At 62.0% G+C, this 24,052-nt stretch carries 24 protein-coding genes; 6 read left to right on the top strand and 18 right to left on the bottom strand.

Annotated elements, in window-relative coordinates:
* The 5 genes from FMM79_RS20450 to FMM79_RS20430 form a co-directional block, all read left to right on the top strand.
* Positions 1-1,373, top strand: a 1,373-nt coding sequence (locus FMM79_RS20450; protein ID WP_148629356.1) for a DUF3800 domain-containing protein, incomplete at its 5' end; no start/stop codon positions are given.
* A 545-nt stretch (positions 1,374-1,918) separates the two neighbouring features.
* Entirely contained in the window at positions 1,919-3,574 is a 1,656-nt protein-coding gene (locus tag FMM79_RS20445) for a hypothetical protein (RefSeq protein WP_148629355.1), read from the top strand.
* Positions 3,571-4,119 carry a hypothetical protein gene (locus FMM79_RS20440; protein WP_148629354.1) on the top strand — a complete coding sequence of 183 codons (549 nt, stop codon included), beginning with the start codon at positions 3,571-3,573 and terminating at the stop codon, positions 4,117-4,119. The genes FMM79_RS20445 and FMM79_RS20440 overlap by 4 nt, the downstream gene beginning before the upstream one ends.
* Complete coding sequence (locus FMM79_RS20435; RefSeq protein WP_148629353.1) at positions 4,116-6,530, top strand: AAA family ATPase; 2,415 nt, start codon at positions 4,116-4,118, stop codon at positions 6,528-6,530. Before FMM79_RS20440 ends, FMM79_RS20435 begins: the two co-directional genes overlap by 4 nt.
* 549 nt (positions 6,531-7,079) lie before the next feature.
* A complete protein-coding gene (locus FMM79_RS20430) occupies positions 7,080-8,144 on the top strand; it encodes a class I SAM-dependent methyltransferase (protein ID WP_148629352.1) in 1,065 nt (354 codons plus the stop codon).
* Between the two features lie 413 nt (positions 8,145-8,557).
* Here the strand turns inward: FMM79_RS20430 and FMM79_RS20425 are convergent, their stop codons facing one another.
* The 18 genes from FMM79_RS20425 to FMM79_RS21510 form a co-directional block, all read right to left on the bottom strand.
* Positions 8,558-9,163: a GntR family transcriptional regulator gene (locus FMM79_RS20425; protein WP_148629351.1), complete on the bottom strand. Its 606-nt coding sequence runs from the start codon at positions 9,161-9,163 to the stop codon at positions 8,558-8,560.
* A gap of 3 nt (positions 9,164-9,166) precedes the next feature.
* On the bottom strand, positions 9,167-10,018 hold the full coding sequence (locus FMM79_RS20420) for a phytanoyl-CoA dioxygenase family protein (RefSeq protein ID WP_148629350.1): 852 nt from the start codon (positions 10,016-10,018) through the stop codon (positions 9,167-9,169).
* The gene (locus FMM79_RS20415) at positions 10,015-10,638 is read right to left on the bottom strand and encodes an acyl-homoserine-lactone synthase (RefSeq protein ID WP_148629349.1); all 624 of its coding nucleotides are present in this window, start codon (positions 10,636-10,638) and stop codon (positions 10,015-10,017) included. The genes FMM79_RS20420 and FMM79_RS20415 overlap by 4 nt, the downstream gene beginning before the upstream one ends.
* A 119-nt stretch (positions 10,639-10,757) precedes the next feature.
* Complete coding sequence (locus tag FMM79_RS20410; RefSeq protein ID WP_148629348.1) at positions 10,758-11,510, bottom strand: LuxR family transcriptional regulator; 753 nt, start codon at positions 11,508-11,510, stop codon at positions 10,758-10,760.
* A gap of 256 nt (positions 11,511-11,766) precedes the next feature.
* The gene (locus FMM79_RS20405) at positions 11,767-12,177 is read right to left on the bottom strand and encodes a CopG family transcriptional regulator (protein WP_148629347.1); all 411 of its coding nucleotides are present in this window, start codon (positions 12,175-12,177) and stop codon (positions 11,767-11,769) included.
* Positions 12,174-14,285 (bottom strand): conjugal transfer protein TraG, encoded by a 2,112-nt coding sequence (locus FMM79_RS20400; protein WP_205466774.1) that lies wholly within the window; start codon positions 14,283-14,285, stop codon positions 12,174-12,176. Before FMM79_RS20400 ends, FMM79_RS20405 begins: the two co-directional genes overlap by 4 nt.
* Positions 14,286-14,313: 28 nt before the next feature.
* The gene (locus FMM79_RS20395; RefSeq protein WP_148629345.1) at positions 14,314-16,059 is read right to left on the bottom strand and encodes a DUF3363 domain-containing protein; all 1,746 of its coding nucleotides are present in this window, start codon (positions 16,057-16,059) and stop codon (positions 14,314-14,316) included.
* A gap of 232 nt (positions 16,060-16,291) precedes the next feature.
* On the bottom strand, positions 16,292-17,065 hold the full coding sequence (locus FMM79_RS20390; protein WP_240339334.1) for a lytic transglycosylase domain-containing protein: 774 nt from the start codon (positions 17,063-17,065) through the stop codon (positions 16,292-16,294).
* Between the two features lie 4 nt (positions 17,066-17,069).
* Entirely contained in the window at positions 17,070-17,402 is a 333-nt protein-coding gene (locus FMM79_RS20385) for a DUF736 domain-containing protein (RefSeq protein WP_148629344.1), read from the bottom strand.
* Positions 17,393-17,992: a S26 family signal peptidase gene (locus FMM79_RS20380; RefSeq protein ID WP_148629343.1), complete on the bottom strand. Its 600-nt coding sequence runs from the start codon at positions 17,990-17,992 to the stop codon at positions 17,393-17,395. The genes FMM79_RS20385 and FMM79_RS20380 overlap by 10 nt, the downstream gene beginning before the upstream one ends.
* On the bottom strand, positions 17,989-18,510 hold the full coding sequence (locus FMM79_RS20375; protein ID WP_148629342.1) for a DUF2840 domain-containing protein: 522 nt from the start codon (positions 18,508-18,510) through the stop codon (positions 17,989-17,991). Before FMM79_RS20375 ends, FMM79_RS20380 begins: the two co-directional genes overlap by 4 nt.
* Positions 18,511-18,721: 211 nt before the next feature.
* A complete protein-coding gene (locus FMM79_RS20365; protein ID WP_240339333.1) occupies positions 18,722-19,507 on the bottom strand; it encodes a replication initiator protein A in 786 nt (261 codons plus the stop codon).
* 110 nt (positions 19,508-19,617) lie between these two features.
* The gene (locus FMM79_RS20360) at positions 19,618-19,875 is read right to left on the bottom strand and encodes an AlpA family transcriptional regulator (RefSeq protein WP_148629339.1); all 258 of its coding nucleotides are present in this window, start codon (positions 19,873-19,875) and stop codon (positions 19,618-19,620) included.
* Between the two features lie 90 nt (positions 19,876-19,965).
* The gene (locus tag FMM79_RS20355) at positions 19,966-20,541 is read right to left on the bottom strand and encodes a DUF2285 domain-containing protein (protein WP_240339332.1); all 576 of its coding nucleotides are present in this window, start codon (positions 20,539-20,541) and stop codon (positions 19,966-19,968) included.
* Positions 20,495-20,776, bottom strand: coding sequence for a transcriptional regulator domain-containing protein (locus FMM79_RS22345; RefSeq protein ID WP_371710970.1), 282 nt, complete (start codon positions 20,774-20,776; stop codon positions 20,495-20,497). Before FMM79_RS22345 ends, FMM79_RS20355 begins: the two co-directional genes overlap by 47 nt.
* Before the next feature lie 202 nt (positions 20,777-20,978).
* Positions 20,979-21,305 carry a DUF736 domain-containing protein gene (locus FMM79_RS20345; RefSeq protein ID WP_148629338.1) on the bottom strand — a complete coding sequence of 109 codons (327 nt, stop codon included), beginning with the start codon at positions 21,303-21,305 and terminating at the stop codon, positions 20,979-20,981.
* A gap of 571 nt (positions 21,306-21,876) precedes the next feature.
* Entirely contained in the window at positions 21,877-22,317 is a 441-nt protein-coding gene (locus FMM79_RS20335) for a hypothetical protein (protein WP_148629337.1), read from the bottom strand.
* Between the two features lie 142 nt (positions 22,318-22,459).
* Positions 22,460-22,624, bottom strand: coding sequence for a hypothetical protein (locus FMM79_RS21510; RefSeq protein ID WP_162853571.1), 165 nt, complete (start codon positions 22,622-22,624; stop codon positions 22,460-22,462).
* A 647-nt stretch (positions 22,625-23,271) separates the two neighbouring features.
* On the opposite strand from FMM79_RS21510, the gene FMM79_RS20330 reads away from it, so the two are divergent.
* Positions 23,272-23,769, top strand: coding sequence for a GFA family protein (locus FMM79_RS20330; protein ID WP_148629336.1), 498 nt, complete (start codon positions 23,272-23,274; stop codon positions 23,767-23,769).
* Positions 23,770-24,052: the final 283 nt, after the last annotated feature.

The raw sequence follows: 24,052 nt of genomic DNA, 5'->3' as shown, positions 1-24,052 counted from the left end.
TATCCATGGTGAGTTCCTTTGCGTTGAAGGAACTCCACGGTCGCAAGGCGACATCGCCGCTCGCAAAGCCTGAACAATACTACGCTACCTCGCCCCAAGCGACCCTCCCGCGAAGCGGGTTCGTGCTTTGGTCGAGACCAGCCAAAGCGATTGATCCGTGCTATTGTCAGCTTTTGCCGATTGTCCGGCTTATACTCGACGGCCGGCTCACGGCCCAAGTGCCGAAACTTGCCTGGAGAAGTGATCCAGCCCATCTTTGCCCCATGACCACCACTATATATCTCGACGAGTCCGGGTTTACCGGCGACGATCTCTACAACCCCGACCAACGATTCTTCACGATCGCATCAACCATCATCGAAGACGAGGAGGCGAGGGAAATGCTCGCCCGTTGTTTCCCCCGCTATCAGGGCGATGAATACAAATTCACAAACATCTGGAAGCGGGAGAGTTCGCGGGATGGCCTTCGTGTATTGGCGGCAGAGATCCCCCGATTTGCTGATCGCGCATTCGTCTGGATCATTGATAAGAGATTTTGCCTGCTCACCAAGTTGGTCGACTATCTCGTTGAGCCCGGCGCATACGAGGCCGGTTTCGATTGGTATGCCGACGGCTGGGGTCTGCGATATCTGAATACGATCCATCGGGACTTGGTCACGCATGGAGCCGACGAACTCTATGATAGTATGATCCGAAGTTGGGACGCTTTCGCACGCGATCCCACCGATGCGCGACTGGATGTACTAAAGGAACACTTGGAGCGCGGCAAAGGGACGACCGAAGCCCCGTTGCCCGGACTCTTCGATCTACTTCTGCGCGGATTGGAACATTTTCGAGCGACTAACCCAAACCTTGCTCACTTCACAGATTCGAGCGAGATTCAGGTCACCTCGGTGTTCTCGTCAATCACGTGGTGGCGTCAACACAGGAGCGAAGATTTCGCGCTTGTTCATGACGAATCTAGCGCATTTTTGAAGCGACGAGATCTTTGGGAGACGATGCTTCGCGACAATTTCGTCGCACCGCCTTTTCCGATCGCCGATGGCACCGAAGTCGAGCTGCCGCTGCGCGTTAGGTCATCCAATTCCGTGCGCTCGCACGATTCTCATTCGGTCCAACTCTGCGACATTCTCGCCGGGCTGCTCGCGAAAGCTGGGCCCGGTCTCGTTGGCGGCACGCGCAATCCGTTCATTGTTGAACTGGTGTTGGCGGGAGCGGGCTCGCTAAACTACAGCGGAGTCATGCCGCACTCGCAGTACGTCGATGGGCCACCCCAGCGTCGGGACGGACCCGACATGGTTGATCGCATGACCGATTTGCTCCGGCCCTACCTCGATAAGAAGATGGAGGAGCGCAAGGGCGCCGACACCTAGATGCCCCAATCTTGTAGGCAGGCCTATGATCGCTTGATGAATGGCTGCTTTCTACCTCGCCTCGCTCAATAGCAGACGGACCGGAAACGGCCCAGTTTCTGCCGGTCAGCTTTGCGCCCCAAGGTCGGCCATTCGGCCCCGCCTCCGCCAAACTTGAAAGCCGACGCTCGTTCATGAAGCAACGCAGTGGACACTTCATTGTGCGACATCGGTCTGGTAGTCGCCGCCTATGATGCATCGACCCGACAGATCCCGGCTTCTAACGATAGCGGTCGGAACATGAAGACTCTGCCCGCCAGTGATTCCTACGGCCGTCGCTCAGTATGGCCAAACTGCGCGATTGCGCGTGCCGCGGCATTCGTGTCTAATCTCCCCCGGGTGATCGAAAGACTGCTTTGGAAGTGTCTGGATCGCGGGAGAAATTCGATCTAGGTTAGCAAATAACTTGCTGGCTTCGTCCAGTTGGAAATGAAGAAAGAGCCGTGCGGGGACACGGTTGGAGGGGGCGATTGCCAACAGCGTGGGAGATTACTGTCGCAGAGACCTTGTCACTGCTTGATTCGGATTTCCCGGAGGTTGCTCATGCCGTCGCGAGTGGTCGTTACGCGCTTTGGTTAGGATCGGGCATTTCGCTCAATCGCGTCGTCGGCGTTCCGGCGGTCATTGGCCGCGTCATCGAATATCTTCGCAGTAACATGGCGGATGGCAATCCGGCCTGTCGCTACAAAGTCGCTCTTGATCAGATATTGAATCTGCTATCCGGGCCGGAAAAGGCATGCCTCCACCTCGATCAGCCGATCGATGATTGGCCGCCCGAACATCGCAAAGTCGTGACTTGCCGGCTGGCGGAATTCTATTCTCGCGTGCTGAACACGCCGGTGGAAGGCGAACACGAGGTCGATTTCCTGCTATGGAAAGCGGTTGATGTCCCTGGCAGTTTCACGGGTGAAGACCCCGATGCTGAGCATCTATGCGTGGTCATGCTCACGCTAGAGGGTGCGTTCCGCGATATCTCTTCGGCGAACTGGGATTATCTGATCGAATCTGCGGAGCTCAAGCTGACAGGCGCGGTGGGCAGCACGATTGATGTCTGTATTCGCGCGCCCGACTTTCAGGGCGCAGGCGGCCGGGCGAAGCTTCTCAAATATCATGGCTGCGCGGTTCGCGCGGTCACCGACCAGCCCGTCTATCGCCCATTGCTGATCGCACGCACTCCCCAGATTCAACAGTATCGCATGAACGCGGATTATCATGTGCTGCGAACGCATCTCGTATCCACGATCCAGCAGCGCCGAACCTTAATGATCGGCTTTTCCGCCCAAGACATCGATGTTCAGGACATATTCCTGGAAGGCGCGCAGGGGAGCGCCTGGAACTGGACCGACGATCCCAAGGCTTTCCTCTTTGCCGAAGAGGATTTGAAGCCGGGACAGTGCGATGTGTTGGCCGCGATGTATGCTGGTGCCTATGACGCAAATCGCCCAGAGATCGAAGCTGCGGCGCGCGTTCGGGTTTACGCCAAAACGCTGCTGATCGCGCTGTTCCTAAATGTCCTTGAACTGAAACTGGCCGCGTTCGCCGACCTCGGATTGCCCGCAGCTTGGGGACCGGGGGATCGCAATTGCCTTGCCGCTGGCCTGCGCCAAATACGCGACAGCGCAGCGACCAGCGCAGCCGCAGATCGCCTTTCCTTCGTCCATGATTTGATCGCCGCGCTCAGCCTTGGCCTCGACCTGTTCAACAACGGCCGAACCGACCATGGGCGTTACATTCCATTGAGCACCGGAGCACTCCAACAGATTGGTGATGTGTCGGCCGCGACCGGGCTTCGCCAAGCGTCGGTCGCACTGGCCGTCCTCGGGCGTGGCGCGGCGGACGGCGATTGGGCGATCACGCCTGATGTAGGTAATACCGCCCCCCTCAAGCTCGATCAGGCCGGCCAGGAAACCCGCGTGTTTTTCGCGGCGAATGACGATGTCGCGGTGCAGATGATACAAAACGGTCATGTCGATCCCGACGCCGATCATACCGTGCTGCTGTTAAGCGCCTCGCCCACGGCGAGTCGGGCGCGCAATCCGATCAACAAATATGGTCGCGGGAGCAATCCGGGTCTGCGGCAGGTGTGCATGCGGACGGTTATCGAAGGGGCGGCCGATGCTAACGACCTCATGACGGCCTTCAAGTGGAGCGCGAGCCTGTGACCCCGCTCGAGCTCGCCGCCGATATTCTCAAGAAAGGCGGGTATCGCGATGCCCAGCAGCCGTTCGGCATTGGCTCGACCAGCTTTTCGTTCGACGCGGTGCTCACCACCGACAAGTCGCTCGATCTCGTGATTCTGCAGGATACGACGCTAGGCTCACCCGATCGCATGCGACGCGAAATCCTTGCGTTCGGCCGCTCGCTCGACGTGATCGGATCGCGGCGGACGCTGACGCTCGTGCTCATCGGGCAACGGCTTGATGAAGATCTGCTCGAAGGCGTTTCGCAGGTCTGCCGTGTGCTGAGCGTCGGACCCGAAGCCAATGAAAAGCGGCTGCGCGAATGGCTCGCGGTGCTGCTCCCGCTGAAGCTGCCGAAAGCGACCAATCTGCAGGGCGACTGGAGTAGCGAGGTCCGCGATCGTCTGACTGGTGACGTCACGCGGATCGCCACCGCCTATCTCAATGCTGCCGAGCAGGGTGAGGCGGGGGTCAGCCACGAACTGCGCCGCAGGATTGATCGCGCGCTTGCCGGAGTGCTGTCATGACGCTTCAGCTCACCGAACTCGTCATCAGTAACTTTCGCAGCATCAAGGGTCAGATATCGATCCCGCTCGATGCGCCGATCGTTCTCATTCATGGCGCCAACGGCGCCGGCAAGACGAGCATCGCATCCGCGCTCGAACTCGCGCTGACCGGTGACGTCGCGGCGCTGCGTCGGAGCGACGACGATGTGCAAAACCACTTGGTCAATCGCGACGCCGCCAGCGCCGAAATCGAATTGCGGGTTGCCGGCGGCGTACGAACCGAAACCAGGATGACCGTCGCGGGCGGTGCCATTACAGGTAAGGCGCTGCTCGACACCAACAGGCGGACGTTTTTCGCCGACCGCTGCTACCTATCCCAATCGACCTTGGGGCGCCTGCTCGACATCTATCAGGCCCCGGCGTCGCGCGACCCGACCAACACGCCGCTGACCAATTTCGTTAAGAACCTCCTCGGCCTAGATCAGCTCGAGGCGCTGATCGATGGCCTTCACGCGGCCGGTCACAAGGCGCGAATGTCGAAGCTCAGCGCGGATTTCGATCGCGCCGACCAATTGCAAGGCCGGCTCGAAGGCGAGCGGCGCGAGCACGACGCGCTCGAGCGGCAGCTGGCGCAGGAGCAAGCGGAACTGGAAACGCGGCTTGCTCCGCTGCGCGAAGCCCTCAAACTGCCTGCGGACCTCGACGCCGCGGCGCAGCTGCTCGAGCTGGGCGAGGTCGCGCCATCCGCTGCGGACCTTGATGCGCGGGTCAGCAGCATCGTCACGCTCCAGCGCCAATGGTCCGAACAGGCCGGCAACGATGCCACCTTCGATCTGGCGGCGATCGAAGGCGAGGAAGCCGACGCGGCGGTTGCGGCCCAGGCGTACCGCACCGGACCGGGCAAACGGCTCGGCGACACGATCACGCGCCTTCGATCTACCTTTCCGGACATTGCCGATCCCGACCAGATCGATCCGGAAGAGGCGCGCAAGGCCGCGCTTGCGCTGGTCACGAGCGAGCTCAACCGGCTTGAAGGCGCCCTCGCCAACACCGCCAAGGCAAGCCAGAGCCTTGGTGCGACTGATCAGCAGATCAGCCAGTTTCGCGCCCGGATTTCGTTGCTCGACAACCAGGTTGAGACCATTTCGGGCGACACCGCCGGACTCGGTCAAGCGCTGGCGGCATTGCTGCCGCATATCCATGATGAGTCGTGCCCGGTGTGCCTACGCGACTATTCGGAGGTTCCGGGCGCTGATCTGAGGACGCATGTTACCGAGGAGGTTGCCAGATTGGTCGGACGGTCGGAGCAGCTGCGCGAACTGATGGCGGAGCGGCAGCGGGCACAAACTGAACTCGCTCAGGCCGAACGCAGCCGCAGCAGCGATGCCTCCCGCGTGCTCCCGCAAACCGATGTCACCGGACATCAACAGCGCATTGCACTCTTGCGATCGACGCGCTCGGAACTTGAAACTCTGGCGGAGGATGCTCGGCGTGGGGCGACGCTACTCGAAGCCCAGACGCGAGCGGCTACCCGCACAGCGCAACTCCGTCTGCAGAAATCCACCGGTGCCGAAATCCGCGCATCTCTCGAGAAACTCGCGCGCACCATGGGCGTGCCGGAGGTCACATCCTCCGAGACGACCGATCTTGCCTTGGCGCGCTTGCTGTCCGCTGCCGAGGCAGCGCAGGCGGCAGCCCGCAAAATCAGCGAAGATCGCGACACCGCATCCGAGATCATCGCGCGGCTGCGATTGCTCGCGCAACAGAAGACCGAGCGCGACCGCGACGCCGTCCAGCGCAAGGCGCGGCTATCCGGGCTGCTGGAGGCCCAGCGGACGGTTAAGCGCGAGCGCGACATGGCGAATGCGCTCCGCACCGCCGCGAGCGAAGCCCGCACTGCCATCGTCGGTCGCGTGTTCAATGAACGCCTCAACGCGATCTGGAGCGACCTCTTCGTTCGGCTTGCCCCTAGTGAGCCCTTCGTGCCGGCGTTCATGCTGCCGAAGAAGGACGGCGAACCGGTCTCGGCGCTCCTGGAAACCGTGCACCGCGAGGGCGGGTTTTACGGGCGGCCCGGTGCTATGCTCAGCGCCGGCAACCTCAACACGGCGGCGCTGACCCTGTTTTTGTCGTTGCACCTATCGGTGACGCCCGAACTGCCCTGGCTGATCCTCGACGATCCGGTCCAGTCGATGGACGAACTCCACATCGCCCAGTTCGCTGCGCTGTTGCGTACCTTGGCCAAGGGTGAAGATCGTCAGATCATCATCGCGATCCACGAACGGCAGCTGTTCGATTATCTGACCTTGGAGCTGAGCCCGGCTTTTCGCGGCGATAAGCTTATTACTGTTGAGGTTAGTAAAACACCGGAGCGTTCCACTCAATATAAGACCAATGTTCTTGAGTTTGAAGCCGATCGACTTGTTGCCTAGTCGCGATTAGCAGCATCAATCCGATCGATCCTTATCGAGCAGGTCACTTGGAATCTAGCGAAACCGATTCGCTTGCCGCGAAGCTCCAATGACTCGGCGTTATTTTCACGAATAAAGCGCTTCGGTGGTTCGAAGTCCAAGGGCGGAAGTGGATCGGCAGCTAACGCCTTCGGCGTGTCCCGAAGCTGACAGTCCGCTATCGGCCCAGTTTCATTCATAGTCCGCCGCGGCAATTTATGTCCGGTTTCAACCGTTGATTTGGAGAACGGGAACGACTGCTTTCAAGGCGACTTCGGCCGGCCCCACAGATTATAGGGCCTAGCAGCATTTCGAGGGCGGAGGCTGAAAGTTGCCTTTCCTGACATGACGCCATTGCGGACATTCAGGTCATCGGCTCGGGTTGCTTGACAATAAGGGAGCTCAGGCCGAGCTTGGCGACTCGGTCCTGAAACCGCAACAACTGACAACTATAAGAATTCGGTCGCTCCAATCGCTTGCTGATCCCAGCCTGCGCAACGGCTTCTCTGTAGAAGCCCCTCGGAGATCGATATGACTCAGCCCAATCCAGACATACTCAACCTCTTGGTCGGCAAGATGCTGGGTGATCTCGGCGGTGCCTTCAGTGTGCCGACGGTCCGCATCGGCATCCGTCTGGGCCTGTTCGACTCATTACATAGCCAGGGCCCGGCAACTTCCGACGAACTTGCAACCCGCCTCGGGTTTGCAGAGCGGTATGTCCGGGAGTGGGCGCTAGCGCAGGCGGCTAACGGTTACCTTCAGTTCGATTCAGCAGCGCAACGCTTCAGCGTCTCTCCAGAGCAGGCGATGGTCTTTGTGATGAAGGACAGCCCGCTCTACTTGGAAGGTGCTTTCGAATTGGCCGCCGCCATGATCGAAGGTGAGCAGAAGGTCGAGCGGGGGTTCCGAACAGGAGAGGGCGTGGCTTGGGGCGAGAGCGCAGGATGCCTGTTCTGTGCAGTAGGAGCCTTCTTCCGACCCGGTTACGTCAACAGCGTTGTTCAGGCTTGGCTTCCTGCGCTCGAAGATATGGTGCCGCGGTTAGAAGCTGGCGCCAAGGTCGCGGACGTGGGCTGCGGCGTCGGCTTCTCGACTCTGCTAATGGCCGAGGCTTTCCCAAAAAGTCGCTTCGTGGGTTACGATTTTCATGCCCCATCAATCGAGGAAGCGAACGCCCATGCCGTGGCGCATGGGTTGAGTGATCGCGTCAGGTTCGAAACGGCTGCCGCCAAAGAGATTGCCGAAGTCGATTTCGATCTCATAACCATGTTCGACTGCTTGCACGACATGGGGGATCCGCGTGGTTGTGCTGAACACTTGCGCAAGATTCTCAAAAAAGACGGCGCCTGGATGATCGTCGAACCGATTGCGGGGAACAATCACGCAGAAAACATCGGCAATCCTGTAAGTCGGCTCTACTACAATGCATCCACAATGGTCTGTGTGCCGACATCGCTAGCTCAGGAGGTCGGCGAAGCCCTAGGCGCGCAAGCCGGGCAGGAGAAACTCTCGCAAGTAATTACAAGTGCAGGTTTCGGCAGTGTCCGTAGGGTTACCGAAGGACCTTTCAACATGGTTCTGGAAGCGCGTCCGTAACAAAAGCGCCTCTGGCGGGAGGTCCGCTCCCCACCCCGATTCGGCCGTTGAGCGTGCCGCATGCGCTGCCTGCTACCCGTCATTGGCTTTCCGATGTTTCTGCGTGAACGTATGACCGGTTTCGGCGGGTTGGTTCGGGCAGCTAAATGACCGCTTTTCAGGCGCCAACGGACCATAGGTTCTCGCCCTTCCAGAGTCCGCTTTCACCACTTCGGCGCTCAAAACCGGACGGGACACAAAGTCCCAGACCCGGTCACCGACGCCGGGCAAATGCTGTCGACAAGCGGAGCGCTCGAAGAGTTGCTTGCACTTTGCCGACCGTTCACCGGTATCCTGTTGATCGACGAAACTAATCAGCTTTGGATCCGGGTTGGCTTTATCTCTCTCGTATGCGCTGCAGATATAGACAATGTTCAGATAGAAGTCCCGGCTTGACCGCGCTCGATCAACCGGTCAGCCGCGCCTTTCCGAACCGTATGGTAGTGCCGTAACGCACTGGAGAGGCTACCGCGGCGCCCTGCCCATGCAATCTCGATCAATTCAAGGTCCTGCTTGGCGCCCGGCAACACTTCGATTTCATGTAATCGTGTGACATGAAGACGAGCGCTCACCAGATCGATGGAGTGACGTAATTCTGTATTTCCCGAGAGGAACGCGATGTGGACAAAGAGCGCATTGGTCCGAACAGCATGCTCGTGAGCGGGCGGTTCAGCGGCATCTGCGCTTTTGGGAAAGGCGCCAATCCGGGCAGCGTTCAGCAGCAGCATCAGATTCAAGTCCAGCAAGTCGCGTAGCCTGCGCTCCGACAGGCGCGGCACATGAAATCCGATCCCCGGAACGAGATCGACCAGCCTTTCGCCGACCAGCCGGTTCAAGCTATCGCGCACCGGCGTGATGCTGACGCCGAGGTCGTCAGCCAGCCGCCCGGCTTCCAGGCGAAACCCCATCGGCCATGTGCCGCTGATGAGGCGTTTTCGGATGGCCTCATAAGTCGGCTCGAATACGTGCGAAGGGCTCAAGGCTCAGTCCAGCGCCGCTTGCGCGAAACCGGCGATCATTTCGGCCTGATCCGGTCGCAAGGCATCGACCGCCCCGATATGCGCGGGCACCACTTCCTGCAGCAGCACGGATGGGCACTGCCCCTCGTAGTTGCCAAGATTGGGCCGATGCTGGGCATAGCCCGCCAGCGCGGCGAGTTCCTGTGTGAATTCTCGCGCCACCTCGGGCGGATAGGAAAGCCAGAGATTTTCATAGGGTTTGAGCCACCCGAGGCTGTAGCCGACAACGATGGCCCGTCGGCGCCGATCAGTGCGGTTGGCGCCAGCGCCATGCGCGGTCGATCCCAGAAAGCAGATCGCGGAACCGGGCTCGCACTCAGCGACAATGGGCTCACCCGGTTCTTCACGGACCAAGCCCTCAGCGCCGTGACTGAAAGGATAGATCTGCGTGGCGCCATTGACCTCGGTGAACGGATCGAGCGGCCAAATCACGTTGACCAGATATTCGTGTGCGCCCTTTTCGCCGGACCACATGTCGTGATCACGGTGTGGAAACTGCCGGGCCTCACCAGGATGAATTTCGATGGCCTGGGCAACATTGAGCTGGATGCGATCGCATGCGTTGCCGAGAACCGCCTCCGCCATGGCAAGAATGTCCGGATGCATGACCAGCGCCTCTGCGCGGCGCGAGCGTTTGAGCAGGCCGCCAAACCGCTTGGTGCGATAGCCATAGAAATGCCCCTGCCCGATGGGCGTTGCCGCGAAGACCGGGTCGAGATCAGCGGCAAGCTCTTCGATTACGTCGCCGGGAGCCAGGCCCGGGATGATGCAGTAGCCCTTTTCGAGCAGTTCGGCGGTCCAGGTCTCGGCGCTCATATCTGCGCCTCCCGGCTACCCGTCAGACGCAACGAAAGGGGCTGGTAGACGCCTGTGGTACGCAAGCCAACGAGCGTGCGATCATCGATAAGGATATGCAACGCGGCGAGCGTGCGGCCGTCGAAGCGGACGGGCTGGCCGAGCGGCGAGCACCACCAGCCAAAGCGCAGGATTTGGCTGAACCAGGAGAATTCGGCGACGCCAGTATAATCGGTAATTCCGGTGCGCAGGGCATGTTCGGCCAGCGCCGTAACAAGTTGGTCGCGCGCCATGCGGCGCTCTGCCGCCGTCTGATGGCGATCGAGGCAGAAGCGAGTGATTTCCCGGACGGAAGGCCCGCTTGGGACGGGACCGTCGCTAAGGAAGGGATAAAGGTCGCCCAGCAGATGGGGCCGGTCGGTCGGCAGCAGACGGGCTGATGCACGGTGCCTGCCGTGCTCGTCGAGTAGGATCAGATATTCTGCGTCCGGCGTATCGAACTGATCGAGCTCGAATTCGCCGGCCAGGACCGGCAGGTCCCATTTGAGCAGATCGATGAAGACCTGCTTGCGCGCGGCGAACATTGAACGAAAGGCGGCATCCTCGAGCGCTTGCGGCGCCCTGGCCAGATTTGTCTGCATGGCAGCTATCCCCTGGTGATCGGAATTGGTCTGCCGATCAAATCACGGGCGCCGCGTTCAAAACATACCAAGAAAGGGGGATGGTGAGGCCGAAATCAGGCCACCAATGGCACGCCGCGCTACGTCATGGTCCACCAGCGGAAGACGTCGGCGAAGCTGATGAGGCCGTCGAACAGGACGCACAGCACGAGCGACTGGCGTGAATGCACATCGTAGCGCTCGCGGGCCGTCTTGAGGTGCTGGATCACGGTTCCCTCCTTGATGCCGAGGATAATCGCGATCTCGGCCGCCGTTTTCCCGCGTGCCGACCACAGGACGCATTCGCGCTGACGTTCGCTCAGGACGGGCTTTGTCCTGGGCGCGATCGCGCCGGCAGTGCGCCGAGCGCTGGCGAGCGCGAAGGCGCCGACGATTTCCGCGACATGCAGCATCGAGCGCGGAAGCGATCCGTTCGGCCGCACCACGAACGAGCAGGATCCGCTTGCTTCGCCCGGCAGATGGCGGGGTACTGTGTAGCCATCGCCGATCCCGCTTTCGCGTCCCACCATCAGCATCCGCCGATCGCCCTTGGTGAGCGAAATGAAGCGATCGAGATGGCGCCATTCGAAGCCTGTCATGGCTTTTGCGCAGGCGCGGCGCACGGGATCGTTGCCGCCAAGATCGAAGCCGACATAGACCTTGGCCCAGGCGTCCGGATAGTCGTGGACGAGCATGGCGGTGCTGTCCCTCGATCCAGGTCGGCGATCATAGGAAAGTGCGAAGTGATCGAAGCCCAATCGGTTTGTCACTTCAGCAAGGGCAGTGAAGAGATCGGCTTCGGAATTGGCGCTGGAGACGAGAGAGACAAGGTCTTCGGCAAGAACTAAACGCATGACGGACCGCTCGACCGCAGGCGCGTTCCCAACCCGCTATCCATGCGAATCGCCTAAATGCCGCCCGCGCCGGTTTCCATCCGGTTCGGAAAGGCTATCGATGTGATGGCCTCTAAAGGACCTCCCTTCTGGCGGACGAAGATCGCCCGGCGACGAATTTGTGACAATGCCGATCGGAAGTCAAAACCCCAGCCATCGCCTTGCTGATTGATAACCGCCCTCAAGAATCACGAATATTTGCCGTATAATGCTGCCGTCAGCCCATATCGCGCGACAATTCCTCGCGCAGCTTCGGCCCCGCCTCCATTCGCCGGCTGAGAGATTCCACGAAAGCCTGCCAGCGCTTCTTACCCGTAGCCTGGCCCGCTCTAAGCGCCGCATCGGGCAGCGGCGGATTGTTGGTGAGCCAGAACCGGATGAACAGTGCCAAGGTCTCGTTTGTCAGTTCGACATGCCATTCGAGCCGGTCGAGTTGACGCGACATCCGGTCGAGCCGCCGGGTGAGGATCGCCTCGATACGTTCCTCATGATCGGGCGATAACAACGAGGCCAGCGCCGCTTCAACGACGTCGGTCCGGGTAACATTGCGGGCGCGCGCATGGTCTTCGAGCAGGCGGGAAAGGCGAGGATCGATGCGGAAGGTCTGTTTGACGTGCGGCTTTCTCACAGCTCGATCCCATCGGCCGGATCGAGCGATGCTCGCCTGGCATTGCCGGCCATGGCGCCATCGGCTTTCGCACGGTCGAGCTTCATGCGATCGGCTATGCGCCGGTCGCGGGCGGCGTCTTCCTCGGAGCCATCGTTTTCAAATTCGAACTCGCCCCGCGCCGGTTGCGGATCGGGCGCGACATTCTCATGGTCTCCAAGGCCGGGTTCGCGGCGGATGCCGGCATTGGCAGGATCACTGGCGCTCTTTACATCCGCCTCGCTGTCTTCGCTGGCTGGTGGGTTCGCCTGCGGTTCCGGTTTGGTGGGCTTCGGACCGGGCTCCTTGTGCTCCTGCACCTTCGGCGGCGGTGATGGAGGCGGTGGCGGCGGTGCCTGGACCGGGAGAAGCGTGGACCAATCATCGGCTGGATGACCGGCCGGACTTTTCGGATCGGGCTCCGGCGGCGCTGCTATACGCGTGGCCAAGCGCGGGTCGGCAAAGTAGCGCGCCTTTTGACATCGGATCGGCGGCACCCCTGCTGCCATCACAATCTCATCGTCGCTCGGCAATTGCATGATCTCGCCGGGGGTGAGCAACTGGCGTGCGGTTTCGCTGCGCGAGACCATCAGATGTCCCAGCCATGGCGATAGCCGGTGACCGGCATAGTTCTTCATTGCCCGCATTTCTGTTGCAGTGCCCAGCGCATCGGAAATCCGCTTGGCGGTGCGTTCGTCGTTGGTCGCAAAGCTCACCCGCACATGGCAGTTGTCGAGGATCGCATTGTTTGCCCCGTAAGCCTTCTCGATCTGGTTCAGGGATTGGGAAATGAGAAAAGCCTTGATCCCGTAGCCCGCCATGAAGGCAAGCGCGCTTTCGAAGAAATCGAGCCGCCCGAGCGCCGGAAACTCGTCGAGCATGAGTAAGAGCCGCTGCGTACGTCCTGTAGGATTGAGATCCTCGGTTAGACGCCGACCGATCTGGTTGAGGAGCAGGCGGATGAGCGGCTTGGTCCGGCTGATGTCTCCGGGCGGCACGACGAGGTAGAGCGACACCGGCGCTGGGCCCGAGATGAGATCGGCGATCCGCCAGTGCGAAGCGCCCGTCACCTTGGCCACCACCGGATCGCGGTAGAGGCCGAGGAACGACATGGCGGTGGAAAGCACGCCGGATCGTTCGTTCTCGCTCTTGTTGAGCAGTTCCTGCGCGGCGGCGGCAACCACCGGATGCACCCCGGCTTCGCCCAGATGCCGCGTGGTCTTCATGATGCGCAAGGTCGCCTCGATCCCCCGGCGCGGATCAGACAGGAACGAGGCGACGCCGGCGAGGGTCTTGTCCGCCTCGGCGTAGAGGACGTGAAGGATCGCGCCTACGAGCAGCGCGTGGCTGGTCTTTTCCCAGTGGTTGCGCTTTTCCAGACTGCCTTCAGGATCGACCAGCACGTCGGCGACATTCTGGACGTCGCGCACTTCCCATTCGCCTTTGCGCACTTCGAGCAACGGGTTGTAGGGCGAAGACTTGGGGTTGGTGGGATCGAACAGCAGCACTTGGCCGTGCCGGGCGCGAAATCCTGCGGTAAGCTGCCAGTTCTCGCCCTTGATATCGTGAACGATGCAGCTTCCCGGCCAGGTCAGTAGCGTGGGCACGACCAGGCCGACACCCTTGCCCGAGCGGGTCGGCGCGAAGCACAGCACGTGTTCGGCGCCGTCATGGCGCAAGTAATCCTGGCCGAAGCGGCCGAGCACGACTCCGTCCTCGCCGAGCAGGCCCGCCCGGCGCACGTCGCGCTCGCTGGCCCAGTGCGCAGAGCCAAAAGTTTCGGCGCGCCGCCGCTCGCGGGCGCGCCAGACCGACATCGCGATGGCAACCACGATCGATACGAAGGCTCCCGAGACAGCGATGGCTGCACCCTTGAGGAATATGTGCGGGGCATAAGCGTCGAAACTGAACCACCACCAGAAAAGCGCCGGCGGGAAATAGACAGGGTAGTGGCCAATCAGAAACCAAGGCTGGCCGAGATCGGGCTGATAGCCAAGGGCACCCGCTGTCCATTGCGTCGCGCCCCAGATGCCGAAGAGGACAATTGCGGCGACCGCCGCGATCTGGCCCCAGAGGATTCTGTCGTTCATCAGTTCCTACCTTGATGGGAGATGGAGATCACAGGCCAAGTCCTCGTCCACGGCCCAATGCCCAGTCGACGGTGCCGCCGGGCGACATGGTGCCGGTGATGTGCTGACCGATGTGCTGATCGAGCGCCGGACGCCACGGAACGAGCTGGAAGCTGAGGCCATCGTCGATCATCGCGAAGCGCCCCGAGGACAGCATAACCCGCTCGCGGTAGATGCCGCTCACGTAATCGCCGGCGGCCGAGGCCTTGTGGGCAAGGCCGATGCGGTCGGCGATCCCCTGCGCCGCTTCATCGAGTTCGCGCGAGCGCAGCGTATCGATGAGGTCGCGGGCCAGGATCAGGCGCCCTGCCTGTCGGCGGGCAAGGCCCAGCGCTTCGAGATGATCGGCGCGCGCCTCCATGGCGCCGCGAACCTCGAGGCCGAACCCGTTACCGCTGGCGGCTGGTTCGCCGGACAGAAGCTGGCGATCGAGCCAAGTCGCACCCGGCGCCGCGATCTGCCGATCAAGCGGAATATCCGAGCGGGTCGCCAGCGACAGGCGCGTCTGGCCCTTGGCATCTTCCCACGAGCGCAGTTCGACGATCGCGCCGGGCGCCGCATCGCCGGTCATCTCGATATCGTCGAAGCGGACATGATGGGCGTGGCCATCGAGGCCATCGATCACGGCATAACCGCTGCCTGCCAGTTCGTCGTGCAGACCCCGCTCGACAAGACGACCGACGATCGGATCGGCCGGCGTCTCCAGGTGCAGCGCCAGCGTGGTAGGATCGAACCTTCCGCCCTCTCCGCTCATCGCCCGGTGCATGGTCTTGATCACGTCGCCTCGGATCGAGAGATCGCGCAGCACCTGTTCGGCACCGGGTTCCATGGCCCAGAGACCAGGACCCTCGCGCGCGGCGAGACCCATCTGTTCCAGGCTAGCGGTGCGGCCCAGGAGCAGACGGCGCGTGTCGGAAACGATATCCCCGCCTGGCCGCAGGTCGATCACGCCGGCCCCTTCGTCGGCCATGCGCTGGAGCTGACGGTCGAGGCTTGTCCATCGCTCGGCATCCACTTCGCGCTCGAGAGCGGTGCGGATCTCCAGCTCGCTGCGCGGCCCGAGTTCGAGCGTCACCCGTTCCTCGGCGCGGGCTCGCAGGCCGCTGCTGATATAGCCCTTGTCGATGACGAGATCGGCGCCAGCATCGGTGACGCCGCGCGCCAGAACATGGACATGGGAATTGTCGGTGTTCCAGTGATCGACCGCGATCCAGTCGAGCTCGGTGCCGAGATCGCGGGCCATGTCCGTCATCAGGTCGCGGGTGAAAGTGCGCAGGTCTTCCAACTCAGATGCGTCCTCAGGACTGACGATGAAACGGAAGTGATGGCGGTCATCGGCGCAGCGCTCGGCAAAGGTATCGCGGTCAGCCCCGTCGCCGCGTGCGTCGAACATGGCGGCATCCTTGCCGTCGCGGGTGACGCCGTCGCGCTCGAGATAGGCGATGTGCCGGGCAAGCGGTGCGGCGCGAAAGCGCGCGCCTTTGTGACGCACGACGCGGGCCTTGATGATCACCCGCCTGCCGTCTGCACGCAAGCGCACCGCCGCCAGTGCCCGCCGGCCCCGCGCCTGACTTCCGGCGCCTTTGCGCGGCCTTCGCGCGAAGCTCGTGTGGCCACCCCTGGCACTGGCGCGGCGCACCTGCGCAGCGAGGCGCTGTCCCTTACGGGCCGAACCACGCCCGCGATCCCGGCTCCTTCCCGGTCGGAGCCGAAAGTCATGATCATCGACGCTCACGGGGCCTTGGCCATACAAATGGGAATTGAATTATAAGAGAATTGTTGAAGGGCGTATGGCCGGGCCGGATCGTGGCCATACGGGCAAGCCAAGCAAAACCAACCACCACAGCAGGCCGGGCTGGCCGCGCTTTTATCTCGCGATCCACCCCTTCTTCCATCCGTAACGAGCGCCTTCCCTGCCTGCTGCCCGCCATGATTCGCCACACCGCGCCAATGAACGCCGAAGTGCCTCATGGCCTGGTTTCCCCGGAAAGAGCGACGAAGAGCGGGTTCGAAGCCGGCATGCTGGGCGAAATTTGCGCATCAGATTCGCTGCTGGCGGCGCGAACCAACGCGCGGCCAGCTGCGGGGACCGCGCTATCCTGCGCCGCACGCGACGGTGCTGTGAACAACGCCCCGCGCCGCCAGGCAAGCGGATCGGCTGCAGACCACGGCGCACCCGCAGTCCCACTGTTCGCGCCGCTGATCCGCATGAACCGCGCGACGTAGCTGGTCGTCTCGGCCGGCAAGGCGCGGCGTCTGGCGAGGGAGGCGTCGGTGCGTCCGGGGCCGGCGTTGTAGGCTGCAAGGGTTGCGCCGAGGTCGCCGTAACGGTTCCACATGGCGCGCAGATAGGCGGCGCCCGCATGAATGTTGGCGCGGGCATCGAACGGGTCGGAACCGAGGCCGTAGCGCGCCGACAGATCGGTCCAAGTTGCCGGCATGATCTGCATCAGGCCCATCGCACCGGCCGCCGAGACCGCGCGGCGATCACCTCGGCTTTCGATCCGCATGACGGCCCATATCCAGTTTTCGGGGATGGCGAACCGCTGCGCCGCCTCGGCGACGTAGGACGCATAGAGCCGCGCCGATGTCCGGTCCGCAGGCACCGCCGCGACATCGGCGCCCGCATCCGGCGGCGGTGCCGAGGCGGCAAAGCCACTGCCGGGCCAGCCGGTAGCCAGCACGATTGCAGCTTGAAGCATAGCAAAGCGACGCGGCGAGTTCGGCAGGAAAGCAGGCATTACTTTAAGGCCGATCCCGCGCGCTGGGCCGCGACCAGAGAAGCATGTGCTCGTCGCCGCGTTGTGAAGCACGCAGCAGATTGGCGCGCACGGGTTCGGCAAATTGCGGGTCGTCGAACTGCACGGCGATGTACGCGCCTGCCCGCTCACCGGTGTGATTCCATCCCGCACCAATCTCGACGCCGGTGTCGCAATCACCGCGCAGCAGGCGCCATTCGGGCGCATTTTCGGCTTTGGAGAACTGCGCAGGCACGAGACAAACCTCAGCATCGATCGTGAGCGAACGGATGCTGCCTTCGTAGCCGTCACGGGTTTTACGAAACTCGCCTATTTGCATGACACAAGTTCCTTTTGGTTGGTGGAGGATGCGGACGGCCGGGCTAAGCCGCGCCAGACCAGCGGCTTGCCGGGGGCATCGCGGGTGAGGACCGGCTGCGCACGGCCGATCAGTCCCGATGCGGCAAGTGCGCCGAAGTAGCGGCTGTCGAGACTGTCCGGGGCCGCATTGATTAGGAACAGCGAGCCCGCCCTGACTGTACGGCAGCCGTGCCAGACCGGCAGCGACCGCCCCCGCCGATCGCGAAGCAACGCAGTGGCGGCACGCTTGCCATTGATGGTGACCTTGGCGCCGCGGCGGCACACCCACTGCCCCGGCAAAGCGGCAATCCGCTTCAGCAGCGGCAGACCTTCGGGCAGGTAATCGCGATCGGCCATGAACCGGGAGAGCTCGGGCGGCTGCATGATGGCGACCAGATCCCCGATCGCCGGGTGCTCGGTCTCGTGCAGGCGATAGAGGCCGATCGGCGCGCTGGGGCTGGCGTTCCAGAGAAACCGGGGGTGTGGTTTAATCAACGCAACCCCCACGAACAAGCCGGCGAACAATTCGGCGGCGAGCAGCGTCGCAATGACATAGCCCAGGCGCGTCAAAGCCCGAGCGCCTTGCGCCGGAGCCATGCTTCGTGGCGCTCGCGTCCATAGGGCCGAGGCTGGGTGCCAATGCGTATGCGGGCCGCGACATGGCGCCAGTGATCGGGCGAGGCATCGCAAGGATCGACACCGGCGGCTTCCACCGCATCGATCGCGCGCAGCACCTGCTCGACCTTGGGCCAGCCCGCGATGCTAAGCAGCAGCGAGCCGCCCGGGCGCACGAACGGCACTGTCGTGTACGGTTCGCCTGAGGCGAGCGCCTGCACGATGTCGATGCGCGAATGGACCGTGCCATAGTCGTTCGCCGCCCAGCGCACGACCGCGAAGACTGCGCTGGGACGAAAGCCGACAATGCGCGTGCGGCGGCTGACGATCCTCTCGTCGGCAACGCGTCCGAAGCGCAGCCATTGCTCGTAGCGCTTCTCGATCCAGGTCAGCTCGACTTCCGTGAGCGCCTTCTTTGCGAGGGCGCGCGCGAATGGCGCAAAGTCGATTTTCGCGTGCGGCCGATCGCTCATGACCGGCCACCGCGTGCGGCACACGCCCCAACACAATCCACAGGCGCGCAGCGGGTTAGAAAGAATCCGTAGGATTCTATTCTATTAGCACTGTTAGAGGGGAGCCGATTTGGCGCAGATTTCTGCGGGTTTCCGGAGCTTTGGTGTTCCCGATAGTCCGTGTTTCGCGTTCCCGATAGTCCGAATCCGGGTGTTCCCGATAGTCCGAGTCTCATGGCTGGTTATCCACAGGGGTGAGGCCAACTCGGCGCATGGCCGCGTCGAACGGATCGACCGGGATTGGCACGAAGATCAGTCGTTCGCTGCCGAGCGCCTGTTCGAGCGACAACACATATCCGGGGAGCGGCTGGCGCTCGACGATGGCGCGCAGTTCAAAGGCAAAGCGTCGACGCGGCGAAAGTGCGCCCGACTTGAGATGGAGGTGCGGAACATCGAAGCTCCACCCGCCGTTTTGCCGTCCACCATGCTTGCGCACGAGACGGTAAAGCCAACGCTCGATACCGCCGGTGAGGTCGAAATAGGCGGGATCAATGGTGAGCACCAATGCACGGTCGAGCACGCCCGCATAGAACCAGTCCGGCAAGATCAGTTCGATGCCCCGGACACGGCCATTATCGTCAGCCAGTTCGCGCCACTCGTTGATCCACGAAAAGCGATGCCGCCGACGTTGGTGTTGCTGGCGAATGGATGTCGCAACGGTGGTCGACTGCAGCCGGTCGAGTGCCGCCTTCAAACGCTCGTAGCTTGCCTTTCCCCAGCCGCGCCTGGTGAACGCCAGAATGTCGTATGGTGTCGTCACCATAAACCGCGATGTCGAACGGCCTGCATCACGTGCCGCGACCAGCTGACTGGCAGCCCAGATCAGGATATCGGCGTCCCAGATTGTCGCCATGCCATGTTCGGGCACGGCTTCGACCGAAATCCAGGTTTCGCCCATGCGGAAATCGATCGGCGTGACGCGCTTCGACTTGGCGAGGCTGAAGAACGGCCAGGTCATCAGATCCTGCGCATCGCGCGGTGCTACCTGTCCCGGTCGTGGACGGAACAGCTCCAACTGCTCGCCCGGTCTAGCAGCCAATGAGTTGGGCTTTGGATACCGCACGCCGATCAGCCTTCCACAGCACGGCGCTTGGCGGGGTACACGGTGCCAACGCCCGGATCCGAGGTCGAGCGGCGCGTACCGAGCGCCGCCCAGGCCTCGAGATCGTCGAGGGCATAAACGACGCGGCCACCGAGACGGCGGAAGACCGGCCCGGTGCCGTAACAACGATGCTTTTCGAGTGTGCGCGGCGAGAGGCCGAGCATCTTCGCCGCATCGGGGGTTCTGAGGTAGCGCGGGCCGGATTGGGCGGCGTGCGGTTGCATATGGATACTCCTCGCGTCTCATGCCGGTTGCTGGGCGGCCTGGAATGGCCGGGCGGACAGTCGCGGAGTTTTGGCGGCGTGGGGGAGCGGCTATTTTGGGCGCAAAGTTTTTGTCGCACCGGCAGACCTGCCTTGAAGCAGGTTGCGGTAGCCGCCGTTCATGAGGGCGAGCGCCTCGTCGATCAGACGCTGTGTCCGGCGGCGCTCGGACGAGGCCTTCCACTCCCCGCCGCGGCCGATGGTCATGTGCGGATAGATCAGTTGGCTGGCGATTTCATGGGTGCTTGGCCGAGCTTTGCCCGCGTCCAGTAGCGTATCGAGAATGGCGAGGAGCAGCGAAAAGCGCTGCGCCTGGAACGCCGTTGGCAGTGACAGGCTTTGGCAGCAATACGCCGGAGTGCCCGACAGCCGGCGGTCAAATCGCTCTGTAGCCGCCACCCGCGGGCCCATCGCCGCGTTGCGCGGAATGACGTAGGCCAGTGACTGTCCGGCGCGAGGATCGCGGATCCAGAGGTGGTGGGGGCCGCCATTGTCACCAAGGACGATGTGACGTCCGTCCGAAAGCAGCCGGTCGGATAGAATGACCGGCCAATGCGTGATGTCGAGGGATGCGCAGTCGTCAATTCCTGCTGGTGCTGCACCGAGTATGACGGTCGAGGCGAGCAACGTCGGCAGCCAAAGCGCGGGTTGGCGATACGCGGAAATGTCCGGCGCAAACGGGAAAGCTCAGGCCCCATCGGCGGGCCATCTCCTCCTGTTCGATGAGGAATGATTGTGCCCGCCCAAACATGAGCTTGCGGTAGTCGCGAGCGTAGGCAGGATTGCGGCGAAGGAATTCCTGGGCAAATCCGGCCAGGTCGAGATCGCGCGTCTGCGTGCTGCTCCCTCCTTCCCTGACCATGACAGCTCCCTTCGAACAGGGGCGCAGCATGGCGTTGACGGATCTTGCCGAAAATTCCGAAGCGGTGGGACGGGCATCCCCCGAACTGGGGATACAGGACTTGTGGGAGCGGTTACCTTCAGTCGCCGCTCAACCGCCAAAGCGGCGGGCGGGCAACGAATTGCCCCGCCCGGATCGGCCGGGCGGGGCATTGGGAACTGCCTCAGTCGCCGTTGCGGCGGCTCGGGCGGGACCAGATGAGGCTGAAGCCCTCGCCGTCCTCGTCATCGAAAAGGTTGGCGAAGATCGGGGCGGTGAAGCTGGGATCGTCGAGCTTGAGACCCAGATAGTCGCGGCCCTCGTTCGAGCGCTTGGACCAGGCGGCGCCAATCTCGGCGCGGCCGACGAAGACGCGGTGGCTGGGAGCATTCTCGCCAGTAGTCTTATTTTCGGGGACGATGCGGACGTTCTTGGCCTGTACCGAGAGGGTGACGATGTCGCCGGCGAACTCGTTGTCGCCGGTCTTCTTGAAGGTGCCGATGGTCGCCATGTCAGTTCTCCATGATCTGCTGTTTCGAGCCCGCACCATTGCGGCCTCGATGGCAAATCGGAGGCCGGAGGCGATCGGCGGCGCACCCCGAAGGGGCCTGACAGCAAAGGAGGAACTATCTTGGCTCGCGAGGAATGGGCGTAGCCCAGGGGAAGAAAGTTCTGACGCCGCTGTTGCGCCACAGGCGATCGAGGCTTCAGCCGGCCTTCGGCCAGATCGGGCCATTGGGGAGGCCGCGTGGGTGCGCTCGATCCGGCAGCGATCTCACGTGGAGAACGTCGTCACGGCCTCGACCGCACAAGACGGGGATATCCAGTTTGGCGCATCGGACCTTGGTTCCGGATCTGCAGGCACGCCGCATCCAAATGAAAGTGACATCCAGCGCAGCGCCCGCCTCTGCTGACTTGTTAGACCGTGAGGTGCGCCACCCCAGCCTGCCGTGCATCAAGGGCAAGACGTTTAGCAGAATCGTTAGCGGACACGCGTGACCGTCCGGTCATTGGTCAGCGTAATGACCGGAATGGAATGGCGTGGAACTGAATTGGTCTTGCCGCCTCTGCCTCAATGGCGTTCACGCGGTTGCGATGTCCCGCGAGGCCCCTCCGGGTGCGGCCATCGCCGACACCCGAACGAACGCCGTGATATCGACCGCGATTGCTCCGATCACGGAGAAGACGTCCTGCCAAGGCTGAGACGGCATGAAATGTTCTTCGATGCCGTAGGTCGTAAGCAAACTCGCGATCGCAGCCGACACAGCGAAAGCGAGCACGACGATGAGCTTCAACCACGTTGGGCGCAGGGCGATGAGCAGCATCCGGCCGAGCTTGAGCGTCGCGCCGGTGGCAAGCATGCCGATGACAATGGCACCGGGAATGCCGACTCCCGTATGATACGACCAGACACCGGTGGTCAGGCCGGCGCAGGTCGGTAGCGCGAAAACGTTGAGTGTGAAAAACAGCCAGCAAAGCGCGCCTATGGCTGCAAGCGATCCGAAAACAGCAAGGATGAACATGGTGGTGGTCTCTCGTGACAATGTGTCTGACGGCCACGCCTTCCACCACCACCTCGGCGCGAAACCCATGATAGCCGATTGCAGTTCACGCCTGGAGCGAAAATCATACCGATCTGCGCTCGCGAGCGTGGGTAGTCTCCGGTCAGGAGGCGAAGGGATCAATCTCCGCCACGATCTCGGCATCGCCATCGAATTCGTTGGCAGGGACGACGGAGAGTGTGCCGTCACCGGCCCTGAAGATGACGATCGCAACCATGAGGCTCGCAGCGAGGCTGAACGCGAAGGCTTGTGCTTGGTCGAAAGACATCAATCCGGCTCCTGTTCGAAGCGGGAGACCATCCCCCGCTGACAGGCGCCCGAAGTGTCGGACTGGAAGCTGCAATCACCGGGCAGGCGCAGCCGAGCGGCGGCACGCGAAGCGTAGCCGACCCTTCACGGGTTGATGGCGTCAGGCGATCAGTCTGACCAAGGATCAGCGCGAAGAAGCGGGGATCTGCCGGATGTGAGTGGAGCAGATTCAGCACTCAGCAAAGGCTGTGGATCAAGCCGCCCAGCGCAGAAGATCACAGGCCCGGTCCCTCAGCTATGTTCTTTCGCAAATGATCTGCCCGGTGACGGGATGACCCAGTGCGTATAGATTCGCCCGTCTATGACAGACACCGACTGCAACTGGGACTTTCCTGCCGTTCCCAAACGTCATGCCGAACGGCGGCTATTGTCAGAAGCCGACATTCAGCGGTTGCCTAGCGGGCATTGAAGAGAGGCAAATAGTGGGCCGGTTCCGGACTGTCCGGTTCCGATGGCTCAAGCGTGAAAAGCCGTCGTTCGGCTAACGACCCCATTCGCGTCATTTGCTTGACACTACAAGGTGGTGCCGGCTTCGCGGACCGATTAGGCTCTATGTCGATAGTTTAGCGCTATTCGGATTGGTGTCACCAGAATGAAGGGCAGTAGATGACCGAGTTATGTGAGGGAGGCTGCACATGCGGTCAGGTTCGCTACCAAGTAAACTCTAAGCCCATGATTGTGCATTGTTGCCATTGCCGATGGTGCCAAAGGCAAACCGGATCAGCATTTGCGCACAATGCGCTGATAGAAGCTGACCGAGTCGAGTTGCTTGAGGGGACCATCGAAGAGATAGCTGTAGCTTCGCCGAGCAGAAATGGGCAGGTCATCGCTCGCTGTCCAAACTGTCGGGTCGCCATCTGGAGCAACTATTTCATGGGAGGCCTTAAAGAGCGCATCCGATTCATCCGTGTCGGAACCCTGGATGACCCTGATTTGATGCCGCCCGACGTTCACATTTATACATGTTCCAAACAGACTTGGGTGCGCCTCCCCGATGGAGCCAATGTGGCTGAGCAATTCTATGACTATGGAAAGACTTGGTCAACTGAGAGCCAAAGCCGAAGGGCGGCATTGTTCGACCAAACCGGAATACAACCGCCATAAGGGTGAGCCCAAGCAGGCGCGGGCTTGAACCTCCGCTTCCCACCCCCAAGCTCAGCCATGCGATCGTTCGCGGCAGTTGCCCGAAAGCGGTCGGCCGAGGATCGACGGCCGACCGCTCGATGGGTTAAATTTCGGTACGCTCTGCCAAGAGCAAAGTGAACCGCGCCGGGATTGCCGGAGGCCCTAACTCCTGAGAGGAAGGGTCTACGATGAGCAAGACGACAAACAAGTTTGCACCTGAAGTTCGGCAGCGGGCGATCCGCATGGTTCTGGAACATGAAGG

The organism is Novosphingobium sp. BW1 (assembly GCF_008107685.1).
GTDB lineage: Bacteria > Pseudomonadota > Alphaproteobacteria > Sphingomonadales > Sphingomonadaceae > Novosphingobium.
The sequence above is the reverse complement of the archived record's forward strand: the minus strand, read 5'-3'. Positions and strand labels throughout refer to the sequence as shown.